This is a genomic window from Kitasatospora sp. NPDC005748, from assembly GCF_040630735.1.
Classification (GTDB): domain Bacteria; phylum Actinomycetota; class Actinomycetes; order Streptomycetales; family Streptomycetaceae; genus Kitasatospora.
Window position 1 is genome coordinate 18,389 of sequence record NZ_JBEXYD010000006.1, and the last position, 22,926, is coordinate 41,314.

The following is a 22,926-nucleotide window of genomic DNA, read 5'->3' on the forward strand; positions in this document are numbered from 1 at the left end:
CGTTCTCTCTCTGTCTAGTGACGGGGTTCGGACTACCAGCGGTAGTGCGCGAAGGCCTTGTTGGACTCGGCCATCTTGTGGGTGTCCTCGCGACGCTTCACGGAAGCGCCCAGGCCGTTGCTGGCGTCGAGGATCTCGTTCATCAGGCGCTCGGTCATGGTCTTCTCGCGACGGGCGCGGGAGTAACCGACCATCCAGCGCAGCGCCAGGGTGCTGGCGCGGCCCGGACGGACCTCGACCGGAACCTGGTAGGTCGCGCCACCGACACGGCGGGACTTGACCTCAAGAGCCGGCTTGACGTTCTCCAGCGCGCGCTTCAGCGCCACGACGGGGTCGGAGCCGGTCTTCTCGCGGACGCCCTCAAGGGCGCCGTAGACGATCCGCTCGGCGGTGGAGCGCTTGCCGTGCAGCAGGATCTTGTTGACCAGCTGGGTGACGACCGGGGAGCCGTAAACCGGGTCGATGATGACCGGGCGCTTCGGGGCGGGGCCCTTACGAGGCATTCTTACTTCTCCTTCTTGGCGCCGTAGCGGCTGCGAGCCTGCTTGCGGTTCTTGACACCCTGGGTGTCGAGCGAACCGCGGATGATCTTGTAGCGGACACCAGGAAGGTCCTTCACACGACCACCGCGCACCAGCACGATGGAGTGCTCCTGCAGGTTGTGGCCCTCGCCCGGGATGTAAGCGGTGACCTCGATCCCGCTGGTGAGGCGCACACGGGCGACCTTACGAAGCGCCGAGTTCGGCTTCTTCGGGGTGGTCGTGTACACACGCGTGCAGACGCCGCGACGCTGGGGCGAGCCCTTCAGCGCGGGAGTCTTGTTCTTCTCGACCTTGTCCTGCCGGCCCTTTCGGACCAGCTGCTGGATCGTAGGCACCGTTTCTCCGTTTTCTGTGTGCCAAGGCTTGGTAAAACTAACCTGCGGTGTCTCCATCGCACACGACCCCGTGGTCGACCCACGCGGTCGGGTGTGTTGGGCTTATTCCGACACGGAATCCCATGAGCTGATGTACAGCGACGGCGCTCAACGCGCGGAGCGCTGGGAGGCGCTCCGGCTCGGCGCGGCGGCCGGTGTGCATGCACGCACAAGGACCCGGGGACACCCCAGGCACAAGGTCAGAGCGTACCTAGCGCATCGGGCTCGGTCAAAACAAATGCAACGCCGCAGGTCGCGGCGGTGGCCGGGCGGCGCCGGGGTGTCGCGGGCACGACTTCCCGGTGACGAACCGCTCTTCTGCCGCTCTACCACACCCCGGCGGGCGCCGCCACCGGGGCGGGCACCGGCCGGGGGGCCGGGCGGGCGAGGGCGATCGGCCGGTCAGGCACTCAGACGCTCAGGCACTCAGATGCTCAGGCGATCAGGCGATCAGGCGATCAGGGCCAGCATCAGCAGGGTGTAGACGGCGCTGGCCAGGTAGCCGAAGACCAGGCCGACCGTGGCCATGGTGTCGCCCTCCTCGTTGCGCTCCCGGATCTGGGCCTTGGCGATGTGCCCGGTGATCACGGCCGGCAGCCCGAGCCCCATCAGGCCGAGCACCATCGACGCCACGGCCGTGCTGTTGGTCGGGCGGGTCGGCACCGGCGGGGGCGGCAGCAGGAAGGTCTGCGGCACCGGCTGGCCGACCGCCGTCATCGGCGGCATCGGCGTCACCATCGGGCCGGAGGGCAGATCGGCCACCAGCCGGGCCAGCTCGCCGTACGTCTGCGCGGCGCTCGCCGCGTCGAAGCGCTGGCCGTACTCGTCGGCGGAGAGCCGGCCCTCGGCGTACGCGGCCTTCAGCACGTCGACGGTGCGGTCCCGGTCGGTGTGGGCCGCCCGCATCGCCGACTGCGGCATCGGCGCCGGCTGCGCGTAGGACTGGGCGTACGGCTGCGGTTGCGCGTACGGCTTGGCCGGTACCTGGGGCGGCCGTCCTCCGTACCCGGGGCCCTGCTCGCCCCACGGTTGAACGGCCATCCGCCACCTCCGACACCCCGGCGCGCCGTGCGCGCTCACTGGCCTTCATAGTGCAGGACGAACAGGGGGCCTGAGTAGTTGCCACTTTCCGCGACCTGCCTCGGCGGCCCCCGAGGGGCGCCTCACACTCACCCGTTCGGCCCAGCCCAGCCCAAGATCATCGATCCGGACGACAGCCGGCCCCGGGCGATGGCAGGCTGGCCTGGACATTCACCCGTTTCCCAGCAGAGAAGGCCGCCATGCAGGCGTCAGCACCGCCGTCCCCGGTCCCCGCGTCCCCGGTCCCCGCCGCCGTCAGCATCCAGGGGCTGTGGAAGCACTTCGGCAGCCAGGCGGCGGTCGCCGGACTGAGCCTGGAGCTGCCGGCCGGCGCGTTCATCGGGCTGGTCGGCCCGAACGGCGCCGGCAAGACCACCACGCTCTCCATGGTCACCGGCCTGCTCCGGCCCGACCAGGGCACCGTCCTGGTGCACGGCGCCGACGTCTGGGCCGACCCGGTCACCGCCAAGGCCCGGATCGGCATCCTGCCCGAGGGCCTGCGGATGTTCGAACGGCTCAGCGGCCGCGAACTGCTGCAGTACAACGGCCGGCTGCGCGGCCTGCCCGGGGCCGAGGTGGACCGCCGCGCCGAGGAGCTGCTGGCCGTCCTGGACCTCGCCGGTGACGCCGACAAGCTGGTCGCCGACTACTCCACCGGGATGCGCAAGAAGATCGGCCTGGCCGCCGCGCTGCTGCACAACCCCGACGTGCTCTTCCTGGACGAGCCCTTCGAGGGCGTCGACCCGGTCTCCGCCCAGACCATCCGCGGCGTGCTCAAGCGCTACGCCGCGGCCGGCTCCACCGTCATCTTCTCCAGCCATGTCATGGAACTCGTCGAGCAGCTCTGCGACTGGGTCGCCGTGGTCAACGCCGGCCGGGTGATCGCCCAGGGCCCGCTGGACACCGTGCGCGGCGACCGCAGCCTGCACGAGGCGTTCCTGGACCTGATCGGCGTCCGCGAGGACGACGGCCAGGCCCTCGGCTGGCTCGGGGGCGAGCGGTGAGCTCCACCCGCGCCGACACCGGGGTCCGCACCGCCCGCGCGACCGTGCCCGACGGGCGCGTGGTCGTCCGCACCCTGGTGTCGCTCAAGCTGCGACTGCTCCGCAACGGCCTGCGGCGCAGCCGCGGACGCGCCGTGCTCTACGTCGTCGGCACGGTGGCCGGCCTGCTGTTCGCCTCGCTGATCGCGTTCCTGCTGGCCCTGCTGAACGGGCACGCCGGCGCCGGCGACGCGGGCGTGATGCTGGTCGGCGCCCTCACCATCAGCTGGGCCGCGCTGCCGCTGTTCCTCTTCGCCAGCGACGAGAGCGCCGACCCGACCCGGCTCACCATGCTGCCGCTGCGCCCCGGCCCGCTGCTGCGCGGCTCGGCGCTGGCCGCGCTGCTCGGGCCCGGCCCGCTGGTCGCCCTGGTGCTGGTCACCGGCGCGGCGCTGTCCGGCGCGGACGGCGCCGCCTCGGCGGCGGCCGCGGTGGTCGGCGTCCCGCTGACGGTGCTCACCCTGGTGACGCTCTCCCGCGCGGTCGCGGCGGGCAACGCCCGGCTGCTCTCCAGCCGGCGCGGCAAGGACTTCGCGATCTTCGGCGGTCTGCTCTTCGCGCTGCTGATCCAGGTCGCCAACGTCGGTTCGCAGAGCGTCTTCGGCAAGCCGGGGAAGGGCGGCCTCGACCTCAGCCCGCTGGCACCGATCGCCTCGGTGCTGCGCTGGGTGCCGCCGGTCGGCGCGGCGGACGCCGGACGCACCGCCGGTGAGGGGCGGTACGGGCTGGCGCTGCTCCAGCTGGCCTCCACGGCCGTCGTGCTGGCCCTGCTGCTGCGCTGGTGGCGGGCCAGCCTCCAGCAACTGATGGTCACCGCCGACGCCTCCACCCTGGAGGTGGCGCGCGGCGTGCAGGCCTCGCGCGGCTGGGGCTTCCTGCCCGCCGGCCGGACCGGCGCGGTGATGCAGCGCCACCTGCGCTACGCCTGGCGGGAGCCGCGCGCCAAGGCCGCCGTCTTCACCAGCATCGGGATGACGGTGGTGATCTGCGTGCTCTCGGTGGTCCAGGGCTGGTCGACCGTCTACCTGGTGGCCGCCACCGGGATGTTCCTCGGTCTGCAGATGCTCAACCTGTTCGGCATGGACGGCTCGGCGTTCTGGATGGTCGCCGCGACCCTGCTGACCCCCGCCGACGCCCGCGAGGAGCTGCGCGGGCGGGCGTTCGCGATCCTCTCCTACGCGGTGCCGGTCACCCTGGTGCTGGCGCTGCTGCTGGCCGCCGTCACCGGTGACTGGGCCGGTCTGGCGCCGGCGTTCGGCCTGGCGCTCGGCCTGCTCGGCTGCGGCATCGCGATCGGCGCGGTGCTCAGCGTGCTGGCCCCGTACACCATGCCGTCCGACAACAACCCGATGCGCAACGCCGCCCCCGGCCAGGGCGGGCTGGTGATGCTCAACAGCTTCGGCTCGATGTTCGGCGCCGCGCTGCTCAGCCTGCCGGTCTCCGGCTACCTCGGCTGGGCACTGCTCTCCGACGGCCCGGCCTGGCCGGTGCTGGCGCTCGGCCCGCTGTACGGCGCGCTGGTCGCCTTCCTCGGCATCCGGCTGGCCGCCGGCCGCCTGCTGGAGCGTGCCCCGGAGATCCTGGCCAAGGCCGTCGAACGCTGACGGCCAGCCCGTCGGGCACCCCCGTGAGCGCCCGGTCCCCGTCCTCGGGGCCGGGCGCTCCGGCATCATGGGCGGAGGCCGCCCCGACCGCGGGACGGGCACGACGAGAGCAGGCGACACCGTGGGCAAGCGCAGGCAGCAGGGCGGGACCGGGGCGGACGGGAGCGCCGGACCGCTACTGGAGCAGGCGGTGCGAGCGGTGCTGACCGCACCGGACGAGGGGCTGGACCTCGCCCTGGACACCGGCGCCTCGCTGCTGGCCGCCTCCCCCGCCCAGTGGCCGGCGGTGAGCCGGGCACTGCTCGGGTACGCGGACACGGCGGTCGGGCGCTGCTGGTCGGCGGGCTGGCGGCCGGCCGACCTGGCCCGGGTGGTGCGGCGGGAGCTGAAGCCGGTGCACCTGGCCCTCGCGGTGGACCTCATCGCCGCCGAGAACCGCCGCCACCCGGCGGCCACCACCGACCGGCGCTGGCAGGAGCAGCTGCGCGAGCTGGAGACCGCGGTGTGGTGGCCGGGCGACGAGGCGTATCTGGGTGCCTTCGCCGACCGCCACCGGCTGGACCGGTTCGCGCTGGCCACCCACGTGCTGGAGCTGTTGCGCAGCTGGGGCCGGCTGCCCCCGATCGCCCCGGTCGGCCCGGCTCCCGGGCCGGGCGGGCAGGCCCCCCGGACGGAGCGGCGGGCCGCGGGCCCGGTGCCGGGCGAGCCGCGGATGCTGTCCCGGATCCGGGCGCTGCTGGCGAAGGCCGAGTCGACCGAGTACCCGGAGGAGGCCGAGGCGCTGACCGCCAAGGCCCAGCAGCTGATGGCCCAGCACAGCATCGACGACGCGCTGCTGGCGGTCGGCGGCGAGGACCGCGACGCCCCGGCGGCGCTGCGGATCGGCGTGGACAACCCCTACGAGGTCCCGAAGACGATGCTGCTGGACGCGGTGGCGGCGGCGAACCGGTGCCGGGTGGTCTGGGCGAAGGAGTTCGGCTTCTGCACCATCATCGGCTTCGACGGCGACCTGGACGGCGTCGAGCTGCTCTACACCTCGCTGCTGGTGCAGGCGACGCACGCGATGAACAAGGCCGGTTCGCGCCAGCACCTGGACGGCGCCTCCCGCACCAAGGCGTTCCGGCACTCCTTCCTGGTCGCGTACGCGGCGCGGATCCGTGAGCGGCTGACCGCCGCGACCGAGCAGGCCACCAGCGACGCGGCGGCCGGCCGGCACCTGCGCGAGGACGGCACCGAGGAGCAGCTGGTGCCGGACGAGCGGCTGCTGCCGGCGCTGGCGGCCCGGACCGAGGCGGTCGACCAGCAGGTCGGGCGGATGTTCCCGAAGCTGGTCTCGCAGCGGGTCCGGGTGAGCGACGGCGAGGGCTGGGTGGCGGGCCGGGCGGCGGCCGACCGGGCCGCCCTGCACGGCCGGGCCGGGGAGATCCGGCGGTAGCGGTCGGGCCTGATAGAACGGACGTCGGCAGGGCCGGTCCGGCCGGTCCGGCCTCGGCCCGACCGGCCGGGCGGGCCCCGGGAGCAAGGGGGAGCGACGGTGGCGGTGACGGAGTCGGGGTATGCCGACCGGGTACGCGGGGCGCTGCTCGGCGGGGGCGTCGGCGACGCCCTGGGCTGGCCGGTGGAGTTCCAGCAGCTGCAGCAGATCCGGGAGCAGTACGGCCGGGCCGGGGTGACCGGGCTGCCCGGTGGCGGCCGGATCGCCGAGGTCACCGACGACACCCAGATGACGCTGTTCACCGCCGAGGGGCTGATCCGCGGCTTCGTCCGGGGCTGGTCGGGCGGCGGCGGATCGGTGCCGGAGGCCGTCCACGGCGCCTACCGGCGCTGGCTGCTGACGCAGCAGCAGGGCGCTCCGGACCAGGGCCCGCTCCCCCGCCCGTACGACGGCTGGCTGCTGCGGCAGCCGTTCCTGTACGCGCGGCGGGCGCCGGGCAACGCCTGTCTGAGCGGGGTGTCGTACCACCCGGAGTTCCGGGCACCGGCGCCGTTCGGGCAGCCGGGGCCGATCAACGCGCACTCCAAGGGGTGCGGCACGGTGATGCGCTCGGCGCCGTTCGGGCTGGCCCGGCTGGGCGTCGAGCAGTCCTTCGGGCTGGCCGCGCAGTGCGCACAGCTCACCCACGGGCACCCGACCGGCTACCTGGCGGCGGGCGCGTTCGCGTCGCTGGTCGAGCGGCTGGTGGACGGGGTCGAGCCGTGGACGGCGGTCGGGCAGGTCGTCGAGCAGACCCGGGACTGGCCGGGCTCCAAGGAGACCGTCCTGGCGCTGCACCGGGCGGTGCGGGTGGCCGAGGAGGCCGAGCCCTCGGCGGAGGCGGTGGAGCGGGTCGGGCTCGGCTGGATCGCCGAGGAGTGCCTGGCGATCGCGGTGTACTGCCTGCTGGCCGCCGCGTCCGGGCCGGACCCGGCCAGGACCGCGCTGCTGCTGTCGGTGAACCACTCCGGGGACAGCGACTCCACCGGCGCGGTCTGCGGCAACCTGGTGGGCGCGGCGTACGGCGCGGCGGCCCTGCCGACGGCCTGGACCGAGGCGGTCGAGGGCACGGAGACGCTGCTGCGGGTGGCGGACGACCTGCTGGTGCTGTTCGGCAGCCGCGAGCCGACCCACCCGGCCCTGGACGGGCGCTACCCGGCCTGGTGACCGGGCGGGCCGCCGGGGCGGGCCGCCGCACGGCCCCGGCGGCGCCGGTCACCCGGCCTGCGGGTCGGTGACCTGGCCGAGGAAGAGCGGGCGGCCGGTCGTGGTGTCCCTGATCAGGAACAGGAACGGCCGGTCGATGTGCAGTTCCTCGGCCCTCTTGGGGACCGCCCCGGCCGCCGCCTCGATCCCGACGCCGCTTCCGGCGGCGGCCACCGTGCCGTCCTCGTCCACCTGCACGGTGGCCTTCTGCACCACCGTGCCGACCTTCAGCCGCTCGTCCGTCCCCGGTCCGGGAATGCCGCCGAGGTCCGCGGCGTCGAAGGCCGCGGCGACCCCGAGCGCCCGCAGGGTCGGCGTCAGCTCGTTGGCGGTCTCGAAGAGGAAGCGCGGCAGGGTGAGGTCGACCGAGCGCTCGGTGAGCGAGTCGAGGATCATCGTGAGCTGGGCCTGGTCCAGGCCCTTGCGGAAGGCCTCGAACCCGCCCTGGGCGGGCACCAGCAGGTCCATCGCCATCCCGCCGCCCGCGTAGGGCAGTTCGACGGCCTGCCAGGGCTGGCCGAGGATCCCGCCGGAGCCGTCGGCGTAGCGCAGGGTGCCGGTCCGGGCCATCGTGGCGACGGACGGGGTCGAGCCGTCCGGCCGGTGGAACGGCCGGTCGGAGGTCTGCGAGGCCTTGAACGGGGTGGCCCACCTCGCCTTCAGGTAGAGCGCGTCGGTGAGCGCCAGGCGGGTGTCCTGGTTGATCGTCCGCTCGGCGAAGAGGTCCTTGATCCGGCCCTCGGTCGCCTTCTCCACCGTCGCGTTGACGGTCCTGCGGGCGCTCTCCGGGTCCTTGCGGAAGTCGGCGGTGTGCACGCCGGTGCCGAAGGCGGCGGCGAGGGTGGCCAGGTAGCCCTGGTCGAGCGGGAAGCCCTGCTGGACCCAGAGGTCGTCCGCCTGGCGCAGGGTCAGGCCGTCGGTGGGCGGGCCGGTCCGGTTCAGGGCGCCGGTGGCGAGGGCGTACTGCTGCGGGGTGAGCCCGGTGTGCAGGGCCTTGGCGAGCTCGTCGGCGGTGGCGCCGCGGGCACCGGGCAGCACCATGGCGAGCACGGTGGCCAGGCCGGACGGCGAGAGCACGAGGTTGCGGCCGGTCCCGTCGGGCGTGGCGGTGAGGGTGTGCAGCAGGTCCAGGCCGAAGGCGTTGGTGGCGGCGGCGGTCGCCGCGACCTGAGCCGGGTCGGTCGGCGGGGCGGAGGTGGGTGCGGGGGCCCGGACGACCTGGTCCGCGACGCCGGTGCTGCCGCAGCCGGTGAGCAGCGGTGCGGCGAGCGCGGCGACGAGGACCGGGGCGAGGAGCGGGGCCGCCGGGCGGCGGCGGGTGCGACTGCGGGTGCTGCGCGTGCGACTCGTCATGGCGGTTCGACGCGGCGCCCGCCGGACCGGTTCCCCCGCCCGACCGGCTCCCTCGCCCTCAGGCGGCCCGGCGCACGGCGGCCACCGGGTCGTCGGGCAGCAGCCAGTCGGGGTCGTGGGCGGCGATCAGCTCGATCGTGCGGAATTCGGTCATCCGCCCCAGGGCGTCGCCGAGCGCCAGGCCCAGCAGTGTTCCGGTCGCCTTGTCCACGGCTCCCCCTCAGATCTCGACCAGCAGTTCCTCCAGCCCCCGGATCACGTAGCCCGGGCGCCACCGCGGCTCGCGGACCAGCCGCAGGCCGGGCGCCCGGCGCAGCAGTGCGCCGTAGGACTCGGTGAGCTCCAGTCTGGCGAGCGGGGCGCCGAGACAGAAGTGGATTCCGGCGCCGAAGGTGACGTGCGGGTTGTCGGCACGGCCGAGGTCGAGCCGGTCCGGGTCGGCGAACCGGGCCGGGTCCCGGTTGGCGGAGCCGAAGAGCAGCGCGACCTCGGAGCCGCGCGGGACGGTGACGCCGCGGACCTCGATGTCCTCCAGCACCCAGCGTTCGAACATCTGGAGCGGCGTGTCCCAGCGCATCAGTTCCTCGACCGCGGTGGGGAGCAGCTCGTCCACCGACCCGCGCAGCCGGGCGAGTTCACCGGGGTTGCGGAACAGCGCCCACCAGCCGTTGCCGGTGGTGTTGACGGTCGCCTCGTGGCCGGCGTTCAGCAGCAGCACGCAGGTGGAGACCATCTCCTGCTCGCTGAGCGCGTCGGCGCCCTCCTGGGCCTGGATCAGCGCGCTGATCAGGTCGCCGCCGGGCTCGGTCCGGCGCTCGCGGATCAGGGCGCGCAGGTAGTCCGAGAACTCGGTGCTCGCGGTGACGGCCCGGCGGGCGGCCTCCTCGGTCGGGTTGAGCTCGAACATGCCGGTGATGTCGGCCGACCACGGCCGCAGCAGGTGCCGGTCGCCCTCCGGTACGCCCAGCATCTCGGCGATCACCGCGACCGGCAGCGGCTCGGCGACGGCGGCGACCAGGTCGCCGCCGCCGGCCGCGAGCAGCCCGTCCACGAGCTCCGCGGCGAGCCGCCGGACGGTCGGGCGCAGCCCCTCGACCATGCGCGGGGTGAAGGCCTTGGAGACCAGCCGCCGGATCCGGGTGTGGTCCGGCGCCTCCAGGTCGAGCAGCCCGTGGTCGTTGAGGGTGTGGAACGGCTCGTGCGCCGGGTCGGGCGCGGGCCGGCCGAACTCCTCGTGGGTGAAGCGGTGGGTGTACGTCCGCCCCAGCCGCCGGTCCCGCAGCAGCGCGCTGACGTCCTCGTGGCGGGACACCAGCCACTGTCCGGTCGGCTCGTAGTACGTCACCGGGGCGTGCTCGCGCAGCTCGGTGTACGCGTCGTAGGGGTGGGCCACGAACGCCGCCGACCAGGGGTCGAACTTCGCCGTCGTCGTCATCGGTCGATCACTCCTGGCCGTGAGGGGGAGCCGGGGTGATCATCGTACGCAGGCGGCCGGTCCGGTCCACTAGGCCTGCTCGGCCACCAGCCGGCGGACCAGGGCCGGGAGCGCGGTGGAGATCGGCTCCCGGATCACCTCGTCCGCCGCCTCGTCGAACGGCGTGGGCTCGCCGTTGACGACGACCAGCCGGGCACCGGACTCCAGCGCGATCTGCGGGAGGGCGGCCACCGGGTACACCTGGAGGCTGGTCCCGACGGCGACGAACAGGTCGCAGGCCCGGGCCACGGCGTCGGCCCGCTGGAGCACCACCGGGTCCAGCGCCTCGCCGAACATCACCGTGCGGGGCTTGAGCACCCCGCCGCACGCCCGGCAGGCCGGGTCCGGCTCACCGGCGGCGACGCGTTCCAGCGCCTCGGCCGTCGGGCCGACGACGTGGCAGCGCACGCACTCCACCTCCCGCGCGGTGCCGTGCAGTTCGAGCACCTTGCGGGCGGGCAGCCCGGCCCGCTGGTGCAGGCCGTCCACGTTCTGGGTGAGCACCCGCACCGGCAGACCGCTGCGCTCCAGCTCGACCAGCGCGAGGTGGCCGGCGTTCGGCTCGGCGGCCAGTGCGCCGGTGTCCCGGCGCAGCAGCCAGGCCCGGCGGCGGACGTCCGGATCGGCCAGGTAGGGGCCGATGGTGACGAGTTCCTGGGCCCGCGGATCGCGCTGCCAGAGGCCGTTCGGGCCGCGGTAGTCGGGGATGCCGGAGTCGGTGGAGACGCCGGCGCCGGTGAGAACGGCGATCAGCGGGCGCTTGGCGGTCATGCCCGGGACGTTACGGGCCCGCCGCCGCGCGCCGCCACCGGAATTCCCCGGGCACGGCGGGCCGGCCGCCCCACCCCCGTGCGAACGGCCCGCCCGCTCAGGCCGCGACCGGGCGGCGCACCCCGCCGAACCCCGCCAGCGGCGCCAGCGCCGCCAGGTAGAGCGCGGCGGCCGGCGGGATCAGCGCCAGGTCGGCGGCCGTCATCGCCGTCCCGACCAGCACCAGCACCGGGCTCCACCACCGCAGCGCCCGGGTCGCCCCGGCCGAGGCGGCGACCAGCAGCGCCAGCAGGCCGACGTAGAACAGCAGCGGACCGACCGAGTAGAAGGCCGGCAGCACGCCCGGCCTGCTCTGGATGCCGTCGAACAGCCGGTGCTGGTCGGCCTTGTCCACGGCGACCGCCCCCACGTACAGGTCGATCCCGATCTGGACCACCGAGGCCGCCAGTCCCGCGAAGGCCACCGCCGTGGCCGCGTTCGCGGCGATCCGGCCGGCCGGACGGCGCGGCACGAGCAGCCCGCGCAGCGCGGCGAGCAGCGGACCGAACAGCAGCAGCCCCGCCAGCATCAGGGCGTGGCCCACCGTCCAGCCGGGGCCGGGCTCCCGGGAGCCCTCCAGCAGCCGGACACCGCCGTACAGCGCCATCAGGACGGGGGCGCCGACGGCGGCGATCGGGGTGAGGCGGTCGAGCCTGGTGACGGTCATGGGTGTTCTCCGCTCCGCGAGTGCGTTTCCGACACTCCGGATGCTGTCCGCCGGGCCCCTCGTCGCGGATCACCCGCACCGGCGATCCCGCCGGCTCCCCCGCGCGGGGGACTCCCCCGGGCCGGGGCGCCGTCAGCCCTCCCCCGCGACGACCGCTCCCGCCTCGTACGCGAACACCACCGCGTGCACCCGGTCCCGCAGCCCCAGCTTGCTCAGCACATTGCTGACGTGCGTCTTCACGGTGTGCTCGCTGACCACCAGCTCGGCGGCGATCTCCGCGTTGGAGAGCCCCCGGGCCAGCAGCCGCAGCGTCTCCCGCTCCCGCAGCGTCAGCTGCTCCAGCAGCCGGGACGGCGCCCGGACGCCCTGCGCGGGCGGCCTGGCCCCGCCCGGCCGGCGGGCGGCGAACTCGCCGATCAGCCGGCGGGTCACCGACGGCGCCAGCAGCGCCTCGCCCGAGGCCACCATCCGCACGCCGTGCGCCAGGTCGTCCCGGCGGACGTCCTTGAGCAGGAACCCGCTCGCCCCGGCGTAGAGCGCGTCGAAGACGTAGTCGTCGATGTCGAAGGTGGTCAGCATGATCACCTTGGTCTCCGGGTGGTCCGCGCAGACCCGGCGGGCCGCCTCCAGGCCGTCCATCACCGGCATCCGGACGTCCAGCAGCAGGACGTCCGGGCCGTGCTCGCGCACCGCCTCGACCGCCTCGGCGCCGTCGCGCGCCTCCGCGACCACCTCGATGTCCGGCTGTGCGTCCAGGATCATCCCGAACCCGGCCCGCACCAGCTCCTGGTCGTCCGCGACGACCACCCGGATCGGCTTCACCGGCCCACCCTCTCCCTCGACGCACCCTCGCCCAGCGGCAGCCTGGCACTCACCAGGAAGCCGTTCCCCTCCGGTCCCGGCCCGGCCTCGGCCCGCCCGCCGCAGGCCGCGGCCCGCTCCCGGATGCCGACCAGCCCGCGCCCGCCGGACCAGTCCGCCGCACGGTCCGCCGGCCGGCGCACCCCGCGCCCGTTGTCGGACACCACGACCTCCAGCACCCCGCCCGAGCGGACCACCCGCACGGCCGCCCGGTCCGCCCCGGCGTGCTTGACCGTGTTGGTCAGCGCCTCCTGCACGATCCGGTAGGCGGCCGCCTCCACGTCCGCGGGCAGCGGGCCCGGCGAGCCTTCCGGGTCCAGCTCCAGCTCCACCCGCAGTCCCGCCCCGCGGACCCGCTCGACCAGGCCCGCGAGCTCGGCCAGCCGCGGCTGCGGCGCCAGCTCCGGAGCCGCGCCGTCCTCCTTCAGCACCCCGAGCACCCGCCGCAGCTGCACCATGGCGTCCCGGCCGGAGTCGGCGATGGTGTCGAAGGTCCTGATCGCCCGCTCCGGGTCCTTGTGCACCACCAGCGGGCCGGCCTCCGCCTGGATCACCATCAGCGACACGGCGTGCGCCAGGATGTCGTGCATCTCCCGGGCGATCCGGCCGCGCTCCTGCGCCACCGCGCGCGCCGCGTCGCTGGCCGCCCGCCGACCGGCCTCCCGGGCCCGCTCCGCCTCCACCTGCGCCAGCCGGCGCAGTTCGCGCACCAGCGAGCCGAAGACGAAGGCACCGACCGAGGTCAGCAGCGAGAACAGCATGCCGTTGAGCGAGTGGGTCCCCACCACGTTGGCCGCCACCACCACGGCCAGCACCGCCCAGCGCTGCCGGTCCGGCGCGCGCTCGGCCACCGTGTACACGGTGATCACCGCGTACAGCGGCAGCTGCGGCATCACCGGGTGCGCCACCACCGAGAGCACCGCCGACACCCCGCCGCTGACGGCCATCACGGCGAGCGGGGCCCGCCGCCGCCAGGGCAGCGGAAGCGCGGTGCCGAGCGCCAGCAGATAGACCCACCAGGGCCGGGTGACGTCGTCGTGGTACACCGCCCAGAACGAGACCCCGGCCGATCCGACGGCCAGCAGGGTGTCCAGCACGTAGGGGCTCACCCCGGCGAACCGCGCCCGCCAGGCCCGCCCCGGCGCGAACCGGTCCTCGTCCACGTACCCCCCGTACCCGGGGACCCCGCCCCCGCGGAGAAGATCATGCCCTACCGGCAGCACCGTGGGCACCGGCCCGTCAGGCACCGCCGACCGTCACGCCGCCGGTCTCGGCCCGCGCCGTGATGCTGCGCGCCGCCCCCGCCGCGCGGGGCACCTCCACCGAGACGTCGCCCGTCCCGGCGCTCGCGTCCACCGCGTACGCCTGCCCCGCCGGCACCCGGACCCGGACCCCGCCCGTCCGCGCCCGGGCCTCCACGGTGGTCGGGCTCCCCGCGAAGGAGGCCTCGATCCCGCCCGTCCCGGTGCTCAGCCGCACCACCGGCGAGGTCAGTCCGCTCGCCTCCACACCGCCGGTGCCGGCCTTCACCTCCACCTCGGCGGCCAGCCCGGTCAGCCGCACCCCGCCGGTCTCCGTGCCGACCCGCACCCGGGTGCCGGCCGGCACGTCCACCTCGTACCCGACCCCGCAGTTGTCGCAGTCGTAGCGCAGCGTCAGGGTGCCGTCCCGGACCTCGTGGCTGCTCGTCGGCGCCGCGCCCCGGTAGTTCTGGTGCTCGGTGACCCGCACCGCCTCCCCGCCGCCGCGGATCGTGACCCCGCCGGTGCGCCCCTCGACCACCAGGTCCCGCACCGGCCCGTCCACGCCGTAGCCGACGTCCCGCCGCTGCTCGTCGCCCCGCAGACAGCCCGACACCCCGGCCAGCACCGCCCCGGTGACCGCCATCGCACCCAGTACCCGCTTCATCGCCGGCTCCCCTCCACGTCCGCCGTTCCGACGCCGCCCAGCCTCTCCCGCCGCCCCCGGCCGGCGCCTCGCCCTCCCGAGCGGTTCCCCCGGCTCCCCCGCGCGAGGGAGGCGGGCGACCCGGGAACGCCGAAGGGCCCGGAGGCTGAATGCCTCCGGGCCCTTCACTGTGTAGCGGGGACAGGATTTGAACCTGCGACCTCTGGGTTATGAGCCCAGCGAGCTACCGAGCTGCTCCACCCCGCGTCGGTAAACACGACTCTACGCGACTTCGTCCGGGGAACCTAATCGGTTTGATATTCGCCCCCGCCAACGGCCCCGCGGAGCCGGTGCGGAGCCCCCGCCGCGTCCTCTCCGATCCCGCCGGCCCCCGGGAAGGCCCCGGGAAACGCCGCCGGGCGGCCACCCCCGTGAGGGGTGACCGCCCGGCGGTTCAGGGACCGTCGACTCAGCCGGTGTAGGGGCCGTAGTCGTAGTCGTCCAGCGGCACCGCCTGGCCGGAGCCGGCGCCGAAGGGCGACAGGTCGTAGTCGTCGTAGCCAACGGCCGAGTACATCGCGGCCTTGGCCTCCTCGGTCGGCTCGACCCGGATGTTGCGGTACCGGGGCAGACCCGTACCGGCCGGGATGAGCTTACCGAGGATGACGTTCTCCTTGAGGCCCAGCAGCGGGTCCGACTTGGCGTGGATCGCCGCGTCGGTGAGGACCCGGGTCGTCTCCTGGAAGGAGGCGGCCGACAGCCAGGACTCGGTGGCCAGCGAGGCCTTGGTGATACCCATCAGCTGCGGACGGCCGGAGGCGGGGTGACCGCCCTCGGAGACCACACGACGGTTCTCGGTCTCGAAGCGGCCGCGCTCGACGAGCTCGCCCGGGAGCAGCTCGGCGTCGCCCGACTCGATGATCGTCACGCGGCGCAGCATCTGCCGGATGATGATCTCGATGTGCTTGTCGTGGATCGACACGCCCTGCGAGTTGTAGACCTTCTGGACCTCGGCGACCAGGTGGATCTGGACGGCACGCTGGCCCATGATCCGCAGCACGTCGTGCGGGTTGGTGGCACCCATGGTCAGCTTCTGGCCGACCTCGACCGCCTCGCCCTCGCTGACGAGCAGCTTCACACGCTTCGAGACCGGGTAGGCGATCTCGTCGGTGCCGTCGTCCGGCGTGACGACCAGCTTGCGGGTCTTCTCGGTGTCCTCGATGCGGACCCGGCCCTGCGCCTCCGAGATCGGGGCCACACCCTTGGGGGTACGGGCCTCGAAGAGCTCGACGACACGGGGCAGACCCTGCGTGATGTCGTCACCGGCCACACCACCGGTGTGGAAGGTACGCATGGTCAGCTGGGTACCGGGCTCACCGATGGACTGGGCGGCGATGATGCCGACCGCCTCACCGATGTCGACCAGCTTGCCGGTGGCCAGCGAGCGGCCGTAGCAGAAGGCACAGGTGCCGACGGCCGACTCACAGGTCAGGATCGAGCGGGTCTTGACCTCGCTGATGCCGTGGCGGATCAGCTCGTCGATCAGCACGTCACCGAGGTCGGTGTTGGCGGTGGCGAGGAGCTTGCCGTCCACCGTGATGTCCTCGGCCAGCATGCGGGCGTAGACGCTGGTCTCGACGTCGTCCGTCTTGCGCAGGACGCCGTTCTCGACCGTGCCGATCGCCAGCTTGAGGCCGCGCTCGGTGCCGCAGTCCTCCTCGCGGATGATGACGTCCTGGGAGACGTCGACCAGACGACGGGTGAGGTAGCCGGAGTCGGCGGTGCGCAGCGCGGTGTCGGCCAGACCCTTACGGGCACCGTGGGTCGAGATGAAGTACTCGAGAACGGTGAGGCCCTCACGGAACGACGCCTTGATGGGACGCGGGATCGTCTCGTTCTTGGCGTTGGACACCAGACCACGCATACCGGCGATCTGACGCATCTGCATCATGTTTCCACGAGCACCCGAGTCGACCATCATGAAGATGGGGTTCGTCTTCGGGAAGTTCGCGTTCATGGCCTCGGCGACCTCGTTGGTCGCCTGGGTCCAGATGCCGATGAGCTCCTGCTTGCGCTCGTCGTTGGTGATCAGGCCGCGCTCGTACTGACGCTGGACCTTCTCCGCCTTCGCCTCGTAGCCCTCGAGGATCTGGGGCTTGCTCGGCGGGACGACGACGTCGGAGATCGAGACCGTGACACCCGAGCGGGTGGCCCAGTGGAAGCCGGCCGCCTTCAGGTTGTCCAGGGTCGCCGCGACGACGACCTTGGGGTAGCGCTCCGCCAGGTCGTTGACGATCGCGGAGAGCTGCTTCTTGCCCACCTCGTAGTCGACGAACGGGTAGTCCTCGGGCAGCAGCTCGTTGAAGAGCGCGCGGCCCAGGGTGGTCTTCAGGCGGAAGGACTCGCCCTCGAACCAGTTCGACTGGCCGTCCTCGTCGACCGGCGGGGTCCAGCCACGGGGCGGGACGGTGCCGATCGGCAGGCGGATGTCGATGACGGCCTGGACGTCCAGCTCCTTGGCGTCGAAGGCCATGACGGCCTCGGCGGTCGAGGAGAAGGAGCGGCCGGCGCCCTTGACGTTGTCGCGGTCCGAGGTCAGGAAGAACAGACCCAGCACCATGTCCTGGGTCGGCATGGTGACGGGGCGACCGTCGGCCGGCTTCAGGATGTTGTTCGAGGACAGCATCAGGATGCGGGCCTCGGCCTGCGCCTCCGCGGAGAGCGGCAGGTGGACGGCCATCTGGTCACCGTCGAAGTCCGCGTTGAACGCGGTGCAGACGAGCGGGTGGATCTGGATGGCCTTGCCCTCGACCAGCTGGGGCTCGAAGGCCTGGATGCCGAGGCGGTGCAGGGTGGGCGCGCGGTTCAGCAGCACCGGGTGCTCGGCGATGACCTCTTCGAGGACGTCCCACACGACCGGACGGGCACGCTCGACCATGCGCTTGGCCGACTTGATGTTCTGCGCGTGGTTCAGGTCCACCAGGCGCTTCATCACGAACGGCTTGAAGAGCTCCAGCGCCATGGCCTTGGGCAGACCGCACTGGTGCAGCTTGAGCTGCGGGCCGACGACGATGACCGAACGGGCCGAGTAGTCGACTCGCTTGCCGAGCAGGTTCTGACGGAAACGACCCTGCTTGCCCTTCAGCATGTCGCTGAGGGACTTCAGCGGGCGGTTGCCGGGGCCCGTGACCGGGCGACCACGACGGCCGTTGTCGAACAGCGCGTCGACGGCCTCCTGGAGCATGCGCTTCTCGTTGTTCACGATGATCTCGGGGGCACCGAGGTCGAGAAGGCGCTTCAGGCGGTTGTTGCGGTTGATCACGCGGCGGTACAGGTCGTTCAGGTCGGAGGTCGCGAAGCGGCCACCGTCCAGCTGCACCATCGGACGCAGGTCCGGCGGGATGACCGGGACGCAGTCCAGCACCATGCCGTTGGGCTTGTTGGTGGTCTGCAGGAACGCGGAGACGACCTTGAGGCGCTTCAGCGCACGGGTCTTCTTCTGGCCCTTGCCGGTGCGGATGATCTCGCGCAGGCGCTCGGACTCCTCCGCCAGGTCGAAGGTCTCGAGGCGGTCCTTGAGGGCCGCCGCGCCCATCGAGCCGGAGAAGTAGGTGCCGAAGCGGTCGCGCAGCTCGCGGTAGAGCAGCTCGTCGCCCTCCAGGTCCTGGACCTTGAGGTTCTTGAAGCGGGCCCACACCTCGTCGAGGCGGTCGAGCTCGCGCTGCGCGCGGTCGCGCAGCTGCTTCATCTCGCGCTCGGCACCCTCGCGCACCTTGCGGCGCACGTCGGCCTTGGCGCCCTCGGCCTCCAGCTCGGCCAGGTCGGTCTCGGCCTTCTTGGCGCGGGCTTCGAGGTCGGAGTCGCGGCGGTTCTCGATCTGCTGGCGCTCGACCGAGACGTGCGCCTCCAGGGACGGGAGGTCGCGCTGGCGACGCTCGTCGTCCACCCAGGTGATCATGTAGGCGGCGAAGTAGATGACCTTCTCGAGGTCCTTCGGCGCCAGGTCGAGCAGGTAGCCCAGGCGGGACGGGACACCCTTGAAGTACCAGATGTGGGTGACCGGGGCGGCCAGCTCGATGTGGCCCATCCGCTCACGGCGCACCTTGGCGCGGGTCACCTCGACGCCGCAGCGCTCACAGATGATGCCCTTGAAGCGGACGCGCTTGTACTTACCGCAGTAGCACTCCCAGTCCCGGGTCGGACCGAAGATCTTCTCGCAGAAGAGTCCGTCCTTTTCGGGCTTCAGGGTGCGGTAGTTGATGGTCTCCGGCTTCTTGACCTCGCCGTGCGACCACTGGCGGATGTCGTCGGCGGTGGCCAGGCCGATGCGGAGCTCGTCGAAGAAGTTGACGTCAAGCACTGGTCGTCAAGCCCTCTTTCGTAAGTCGAGAGTCGTTCATGTGGTCTGAGGGGGGCCTGGGGGCGGGCCGGCTCCCAGTGGTGAAGAGCCGGCCCTGCCTCCGTCAGACCTCTTCGACGCTGCTCGGCTCGCGCCGGGACAGGTCGATGCCGAGCTCCTCGGCGGCGCGGAACACGTCCTCGTCGGAGTCCCGCATCTCGATGGACTGGCCGTCCGAGGACAGCACCTCCACGTTGAGGCAGAGCGACTGCATTTCCTTGATGAGCACCTTGAAGGACTCGGGAATGCCGGGCTCGGGGATGTTCTCGCCCTTGACGATGGCCTCGTAGACCTTCACGCGGCCGAGAACGTCGTCGGACTTGATGGTGAGGAGTTCCTGCAGCGCGTAGGCGGCGCCGTACGCCTCAAGGGCCCACACCTCCATCTCACCGAAGCGCTGACCACCGAACTGCGCCTTACCACCCAGCGGCTGCTGGGTGATCATCGAGTACGGGCCGGTCGAACGGGCGTGCAGCTTGTCGTCGACCAGGTGGTGCAGCTTGAGGATGTACATGTAGCCGACCGAGACCGGCATCGGGAACGGCTCGCCGGAGCGGCCGTCGAACAGCCGGGCCTTACCGGTGGAGTTCACCAGGCGCTCACCGTCACGGGTGAGGGTGGTGTTGTCCAGCAGGCCGGTGATCTCGTCCTCGCGGGCACCGTCGAAGACCGGGGTGGCGAGGTTGGTGCCGCCCTGGACGGTGTCGGCGCCGATCGCCTGGAGGCGCTGGGCCCACTCGTCGGCGAGGCCGGAGACGTCCCAGCCCTGCTTGGCGAGCCACCCGAGGTGGATCTCCAGGACCTGTCCCGGGTTCATTCGGGACGGGACACCCAGCGGGTTGAGGATGATGTCGACCGGGGTGCCGTCCTCCAGGAACGGCATGTCCTCGACCGGCAGGATCTTCGAGATGACGCCCTTGTTGCCGTGACGGCCGGCGAGCTTGTCACCGTTGGTGATCTTGCGCTTCTGGGCCACGTAGACGCGGACCAGCTGGTTGACGCCCGGGGGCAGCTCGTCGCCCTCTTCGCGGTCGAAGACGCGGACGCCGATGACCTTGCCGGACTCACCGTGCGGCACCTTCAGCGAGGTGTCGCGGACCTCACGGGCCTTCTCGCCGAAGATCGCGCGGAGCAGGCGCTCCTCCGGGGTCAGCTCGGTCTCACCCTTGGGCGTGACCTTGCCGACCAGGATGTCACCGGTGACGACGTCGGCGCCGATCCGGATGATGCCGCGCTCGTCGAGGTCGGCGAGGACCTCCTCGGAGACGTTCGGGATGTCCCGGGTGATCTCCTCGGGGCCGAGCTTGGTGTCACGGGCGTCGACCTCGTGCTCCTCGATGTGGATCGAGGAGAGGACGTCGTCCTGCACGAGGCGCTGCGACAGGATGATCGCGTCCTCGTAGTTGTGACCCTCCCACGACATGAACGCCACGAGCAGGTTCTTGCCGAGGGCCATCTCGCCCTCGTCGGTGCACGGGCCGTCGGCCAGCACCTGGTTGACCTCGACCCGGGCGCCCTCGTCCACGAGCACCTTCTGGTTGAAGGCGGTGCCCTGGTTGGAGCGGGTGAACTTGGCGGCGCGGTACGTGGTGTACGTGCCGTCGTCGTTGGCCACGGTGACGTAGTCGGCCGAGACCTCCTGGACGACACCGGCCTTCTCGGCGGTGATGACGTCCGCGGCGTCGACGGCGCAGCGGTACTCCATGCCGGTGCCGACCAGCGGAGCCTCGCTCTTCAGCAGCGGCACCGCCTGGCGCATCATGTTCGAGCCCATGAGCGCGCGGTTGGCGTCGTCGTGCTCGAGGAACGGGATCATGGCGGTCGCGACCGACACCATCTGGCGCGGCGAGACGTCCATGTAGTCGATCTCGGTGCCCGGGATGTAGTCGATCTCGCCGCCACGGCGGCGGACCAGGACACGCGGCTCGGCGAAGGTCAGCTCCGCCGTCAGCGGGGCGTTGGCCTGCGCGATGACGTAGCGGTCCTCCTCGTCGGCCGTGAGGTAGTCGACCTGCTCGGTGACGACACCCTCGATGACCTTGCGGTACGGGGTCTCGATGAAGCCGAACGCGTTGACCCGGCCGTACGAGGCCAGCGACCCGATCAGACCGATGTTCGGGCCTTCCGGGGTCTCGATCGGACACATCCGCCCGTAGTGCGAGGGGTGCACGTCACGGACCTCGAAGCCGGCGCGCTCACGGGAGAGACCACCGGGGCCGAGGGCGGACAGACGGCGCTTGTGGGTCAGGCCCGACAGCGGGTTCGTCTGGTCCATGAACTGCGACAGCTGGCTGGTGCCGAAGAACTCCTTGATGGAGGCGACGACCGGCCGGATGTTGATCAGGGTCTGCGGCGTGATCGCCTCGACGTCCTGGGTGGTCATGCGCTCGCGCACGACGCGCTCCATACGGGCGAGACCCGTACGGACCTGGTTCTGGATGAGCTCGCCGACGTTGCGCAGACGACGGTTGCCGAAGTGGTCGATGTCGTCGACCTCGACCACGATGTCGCGGCCCTCGGTGTCACGCCACTCGGTCTCGCCCGCGTGCAGCTTCACCAGGTACTTGATCGCACCGATGATGTCGGGCTCGGTGAGCACGCCGGAGTCCAGCGACTCGGCGTTGCCCAGCTTGCGGTTGACCTTGTAACGGCCGACCTTGGCGAGGTCGTAGCGCTTCGGGTTGAAGTAGAGGTTCTCCAGAAGCGTCTGCGCGGCCTCGCGGGTGGGCGGCTCGCCCGGGCGCAGCTTGCGGTAGATGTCGAGCAGCGCGTCGTCCTGGCCCTGGGTGTGGTCCTTCTCCAGGGTGGCGCGCATCGACTCGTACTCGCCGAACTCCTCGAGAATCATCTCGTTGGTCCAGCCGAGCGCCTTGAGCAGCACGGTGACGGACTGCTTGCGCTTGCGGTCGATGCGGACGCCGACCATGTCGCGCTTGTCGATCTCCATCTCCAGCCAGGCACCACGCGAGGGGATGACCTTGCAGGAGTAGATGTCCTTGTCGGACACCTTGTCCAGGGTGGAGTCGAAGTACACACCCGGGGAGCGGACGAGCTGCGAGACGACGACACGCTCGGTGCCGTTGATCACGAACGTGCCCTTGTGGGTCATGAGCGGGAAGTCGCCCATGAAGACCGTCTGAGACTTGATCTCACCGGTCTCGTTGTTGGTGAACTCGGCCGTGACGAAGAGCGGGGCCGCGAACGTGAAGTCGCGGTCCTTGCACTCGTCAATGGAGTTCTTCGGCGGCTCGAAACGGTGGTCGCGGAAGGTCAGCGACATCGACCCACTGAAGTCCTCGATCGGCGAGATCTCTTCGAAGATCTCCTCCAGACCGGACTTGGTGGGGACGTCCTGACCACTCTCCAGGGCCGCCTCGACCCGGGCCTTCCAGGCCGCGTTGCCGAGCAGCCAGTCAAAGCTCTCGGTCTGCAGGGCCAGGAGGTTCGGGACCTCGAGGGGCTCCTTGATCTTCGCGAACGAAACGCGGAGCGGGGCGGTGGATGCGGCGGAATTGTTCGAGGCGTTGCGCGGCGCGGCCAAGAGGGGGGTCCTTCCGAGGGCTCGGAGCTCACTGCGCGCGTACCGGCCGGGCCTGGAAAGGCTTGGTCCCACCTCCCTCGCCACTGGCCTCTGCCGGGTCGTGAAACCCGAGGTCAGAGCCGTTTTGCGGAGGCGGTGCCAGACCCCTTCAGGGCAACGCAAACTCCGGGCGACGAGTCACGGAGCAGCTAACAGGCAGCGCAAAGGGACAGTGTAGCCAAACGGCACACTGCTGTCCAGCTCTGATTCGGAAACCGAATCGGAGACTCCTCCCGGTAGCCGGCGAACGCGAACGCCCGCCGGGTACTGCACTGGCCCGGACACCGCCGGGCCGCCTCGACTCACGTGGAGTCACTTCCCTCCGGAGCCGCTGGTTATGCATCCACCAGCGAACCAACCGGGGCGGACTCGCGCCACGAGAATCGCGCGCCGCGCCCGGTTCGTCAAGGGCCCGCCTCCGGCACGGACCTCGACCCGTCCATCGCCCTGGACCCGCCCGGCGTTACAGAAGCCGTGGTGAGGGCCACTCTCGATGACAGCGATCACCCTACCCGCCCGCACCGACGGTGCCGAGTGCGCTCTCGGCCACTCCGGTGCCGCCGGGTAGCGGG

At 72.1% G+C, this 22,926-nt stretch carries 17 protein-coding genes and 1 tRNA gene; 4 read left to right on the forward strand and 14 right to left on the reverse strand.

Annotation, left to right across the window (positions count from 1 at the left end; translation table 11 throughout):
* Positions 1 to 32: 32 nt before the first annotated feature.
* The 3 genes from rpsG to ABZ495_RS06900 all read right to left on the reverse strand — a co-directional run bounded on the left by rpsG (position 33) and on the right by ABZ495_RS06900 (position 1,957).
* Positions 33 to 503 (reverse strand): 30S ribosomal protein S7, encoded by a 471-nt coding sequence (gene rpsG / locus ABZ495_RS06890; protein WP_148644378.1) that lies wholly within the window; start codon positions 501 to 503, stop codon positions 33 to 35.
* Between the two features lie 2 nt (positions 504 to 505).
* Entirely contained in the window at positions 506 to 877 is a 372-nt protein-coding gene (rpsL, locus tag ABZ495_RS06895; RefSeq protein WP_014144289.1) for a 30S ribosomal protein S12, read from the reverse strand.
* Positions 878 to 1,366: 489 nt separating this feature from the next.
* The gene (locus ABZ495_RS06900) at positions 1,367 to 1,957 is read right to left on the reverse strand and encodes a DUF1707 and DUF4190 domain-containing protein (RefSeq protein WP_329488149.1); all 591 of its coding nucleotides are present in this window, start codon (positions 1,955 to 1,957) and stop codon (positions 1,367 to 1,369) included.
* A gap of 239 nt (positions 1,958 to 2,196) precedes the next feature.
* Between ABZ495_RS06900 and ABZ495_RS06905 the strand changes: the two genes are divergently transcribed.
* From ABZ495_RS06905 to ABZ495_RS06920, 4 genes are all read left to right on the forward strand, one after another.
* Positions 2,197 to 3,000 carry an ABC transporter ATP-binding protein gene (locus ABZ495_RS06905; protein ID WP_359834805.1) on the forward strand — a complete coding sequence of 268 codons (804 nt, stop codon included), beginning with the start codon at positions 2,197 to 2,199 and terminating at the stop codon, positions 2,998 to 3,000.
* Positions 2,997 to 4,643 carry a transporter gene (locus ABZ495_RS06910; protein ID WP_359834807.1) on the forward strand — a complete coding sequence of 549 codons (1,647 nt, stop codon included), beginning with the start codon at positions 2,997 to 2,999 and terminating at the stop codon, positions 4,641 to 4,643. Before ABZ495_RS06905 ends, ABZ495_RS06910 begins: the two co-directional genes overlap by 4 nt.
* A gap of 121 nt (positions 4,644 to 4,764) precedes the next feature.
* A complete protein-coding gene (locus ABZ495_RS06915) occupies positions 4,765 to 6,078 on the forward strand; it encodes a DUF2786 domain-containing protein (protein ID WP_359803464.1) in 1,314 nt (437 codons plus the stop codon).
* A gap of 99 nt (positions 6,079 to 6,177) precedes the next feature.
* Entirely contained in the window at positions 6,178 to 7,284 is a 1,107-nt protein-coding gene (locus tag ABZ495_RS06920) for an ADP-ribosylglycohydrolase family protein (protein WP_359803462.1), read from the forward strand.
* 48 nt (positions 7,285 to 7,332) lie between these two features.
* Here ABZ495_RS06920 and ABZ495_RS06925 read toward each other — a convergent pair whose 3' ends face one another.
* From ABZ495_RS06925 to rpoB, 11 genes are all read right to left on the reverse strand, one after another.
* Entirely contained in the window at positions 7,333 to 8,676 is a 1,344-nt protein-coding gene (locus tag ABZ495_RS06925) for a serpin family protein (protein ID WP_359834809.1), read from the reverse strand.
* A 58-nt stretch (positions 8,677 to 8,734) separates the two neighbouring features.
* Positions 8,735 to 8,887, reverse strand: coding sequence for a hypothetical protein (locus ABZ495_RS06930; protein WP_359803458.1), 153 nt, complete (start codon positions 8,885 to 8,887; stop codon positions 8,735 to 8,737).
* A gap of 9 nt (positions 8,888 to 8,896) precedes the next feature.
* The gene (locus ABZ495_RS06935) at positions 8,897 to 10,111 is read right to left on the reverse strand and encodes a cytochrome P450 (RefSeq protein ID WP_329488156.1); all 1,215 of its coding nucleotides are present in this window, start codon (positions 10,109 to 10,111) and stop codon (positions 8,897 to 8,899) included.
* Positions 10,112 to 10,180: 69 nt separating this feature from the next.
* Entirely contained in the window at positions 10,181 to 10,921 is a 741-nt protein-coding gene (locus tag ABZ495_RS06940; RefSeq protein ID WP_329488158.1) for a Sir2 family NAD-dependent protein deacetylase, read from the reverse strand.
* Positions 10,922 to 11,018: 97 nt separating this feature from the next.
* Entirely contained in the window at positions 11,019 to 11,627 is a 609-nt protein-coding gene (locus tag ABZ495_RS06945; RefSeq protein WP_359834811.1) for a hypothetical protein, read from the reverse strand.
* Positions 11,628 to 11,759: 132 nt separating this feature from the next.
* Complete coding sequence (locus ABZ495_RS06950) at positions 11,760 to 12,449, reverse strand: response regulator transcription factor (RefSeq protein WP_329488160.1); 690 nt, start codon at positions 12,447 to 12,449, stop codon at positions 11,760 to 11,762.
* Entirely contained in the window at positions 12,446 to 13,651 is a 1,206-nt protein-coding gene (locus tag ABZ495_RS06955) for a sensor histidine kinase (RefSeq protein ID WP_359834812.1), read from the reverse strand. The genes ABZ495_RS06950 and ABZ495_RS06955 overlap by 4 nt, the downstream gene beginning before the upstream one ends.
* 76 nt (positions 13,652 to 13,727) lie before the next feature.
* Positions 13,728 to 14,396 carry a hypothetical protein gene (locus tag ABZ495_RS06960; protein ID WP_359834814.1) on the reverse strand — a complete coding sequence of 223 codons (669 nt, stop codon included), beginning with the start codon at positions 14,394 to 14,396 and terminating at the stop codon, positions 13,728 to 13,730.
* Positions 14,397 to 14,568: 172 nt separating this feature from the next.
* A tRNA-Met gene (locus ABZ495_RS06965) sits at positions 14,569 to 14,642 on the reverse strand.
* 202 nt (positions 14,643 to 14,844) lie between these two features.
* Positions 14,845 to 18,735 (reverse strand): DNA-directed RNA polymerase subunit beta', encoded by a 3,891-nt coding sequence (locus tag ABZ495_RS06970; protein WP_329488164.1) that lies wholly within the window; start codon positions 18,733 to 18,735, stop codon positions 14,845 to 14,847.
* Positions 18,736 to 18,838: 103 nt separating this feature from the next.
* Complete coding sequence (gene rpoB / locus ABZ495_RS06975) at positions 18,839 to 22,315, reverse strand: DNA-directed RNA polymerase subunit beta (RefSeq protein WP_329488165.1); 3,477 nt, start codon at positions 22,313 to 22,315, stop codon at positions 18,839 to 18,841.
* Positions 22,316 to 22,926: the final 611 nt, after the last annotated feature.

Bases quoted from the DNA above. Each gene is read 5' to 3' on its own strand.
- ABZ495_RS06960 (WP_359834814.1), bottom strand. From the start codon at position 14,396: ATGAAGCGGGTACTGGGTGCGATGGCGGTCACCGGGGCGGTGCTGGCC.
- rpsG (WP_148644378.1), bottom strand. From the start codon at position 503: ATGCCTCGTAAGGGCCCCGCCCCGAAGCGCCCGGTCATCATCGACCCG.
- ABZ495_RS06900 (WP_329488149.1), bottom strand. From the start codon at position 1,957: ATGGCCGTTCAACCGTGGGGCGAGCAGGGCCCCGGGTACGGAGGACGG.
- ABZ495_RS06905 (WP_359834805.1), top strand. From the start codon at position 2,197: ATGCAGGCGTCAGCACCGCCGTCCCCGGTCCCCGCGTCCCCGGTCCCC.
- ABZ495_RS06945 (WP_359834811.1), bottom strand. From the start codon at position 11,627: ATGACCGTCACCAGGCTCGACCGCCTCACCCCGATCGCCGCCGTCGGC.
- ABZ495_RS06925 (WP_359834809.1), bottom strand. From the start codon at position 8,676: ATGACGAGTCGCACGCGCAGCACCCGCAGTCGCACCCGCCGCCGCCCG.
- ABZ495_RS06935 (WP_329488156.1), bottom strand. From the start codon at position 10,111: ATGACGACGACGGCGAAGTTCGACCCCTGGTCGGCGGCGTTCGTGGCC.
- ABZ495_RS06940 (WP_329488158.1), bottom strand. From the start codon at position 10,921: ATGACCGCCAAGCGCCCGCTGATCGCCGTTCTCACCGGCGCCGGCGTC.